Source organism: Microbacterium sp. Bi128, from assembly GCF_918698205.1.
In genome coordinates this window covers 1-1,192 of the sequence record NZ_CAKKMM010001507.1, presented here as the reverse complement: position 1 = coordinate 1,192, position 1,192 = coordinate 1, and the positions used below count along the sequence as shown (strand labels likewise).

The following is a 1,192-nucleotide window of genomic DNA, read 5'->3' as shown; positions in this document are numbered from 1 at the left end:
GTTCCTCGACGATTCCCCCGGCGGCCGGCTGCGGCCCGCCGAAGAAATACCCGACGACGAGGAAGTGCTGCAGCCGGCTGGCACCGAACTCTATGGCATTGCGGACACCGGCAGCCTGCCGCTGGCGCTGCCGGTCGAACGCGAGCACACCCCGCGCCAGAAGACGCGCCGCCGCACCTGGATCGCGACGCTCGTGGTCCTCACACTGCTGGTGCTGGCCGGCGGCGGCCTGTGGCTGTACAACCTCATGAATCAGGCCCCGCCGCAGGCAACCAAGGTACTGGTTCCCACGGTGACGTCCCTGACGGAATCAGAGGCCCTGCAAAGGCTGTACAACGCAGGTTTCAAGCCACAGCTCCAACGGCTGCAGCACGAGAGCATTCCCAAAGGCACCGCGATTGGCACCGTGCCGACGTCGGGGAGTTCCATGGACGCCAACTCGGACATCATCCTCAACATCTCCGAGGGCCCCAGCGCGATCACCATTCCGACGGATCTGCCCGGCCGGACCGAGGCGGCAGCCCGCGATCTTCTCCACCAAACGGGGCTGACTGGCGCCCTCACCACCAAGATGTCCAACAACCCCACGGTTCCGGTCGGCATTGTCATCACCACCAACCCGGCCCCCGGCCAGATTGTGGCCGTGGCGGACGCGGTCGAAATCGTCGTCTCCACCGGCAAGGTGGCTGTGCCGCAGCTGATCGGGCTGCCGCTGGCGGAGGCGGAGGCGAAACTGAAGGAACAGGGCCTGGTGCTCAAGGCCACCGAGGTGGAGAACTCCCAGGTGGCTCCGGGCAAGGTGACAGGCCAGGCCGATGCCGCGGATTCGCTCGTCGAACAGGGCAAGACCATTACCGTGACCGTGGCGAAGGCACCGGCGCCGCCGCCGCCCCCGCCGTCGCCCACACCGACGCCGACCAAGAGCGCGTCCAAAGAGGACGCGGCCCTGGGCGGACTGTTCCCCTAACCCGGTCGGGAAAAACCTAAGGTGCCGGCTACCGCCGCGCCCGCGCTTTCAGTGCCTGCCGGGTCAGTGTTTGATGAGCGGGCTCAGGTCCGCTGCCCGTTCGGCAGCGCCCGCCATGCCCAGTGACTCCAGCCAGTTGCCGAGCATCTGGTAGCCGCCTTCGGTCAGGACGGATTCCGGGTGGAACTGGACGCCGCACAGCGGGGCGGTGCGGTGCTGCAGGCC

Annotated in this window: 1 protein-coding gene and 1 pseudogene; one reads left to right on the top strand and one right to left on the bottom strand. The window is 67.7% G+C overall.

Features of this window, described 5'->3' with window-relative positions; all coding sequences use genetic code 11:
• A partial coding sequence (locus tag LQV45_RS34080; protein WP_230012274.1) for a PASTA domain-containing protein occupies positions 1-967 on the top strand: 967 nt, incomplete at its 5' end.
• 63 nt (positions 968-1,030) lie between these two features.
• Here the strand turns inward: LQV45_RS34080 and LQV45_RS34075 are convergent.
• Positions 1,031-1,192 (bottom strand): annotated as a pseudogene (locus LQV45_RS34075) (anthranilate synthase component II); the annotation flags it as partial.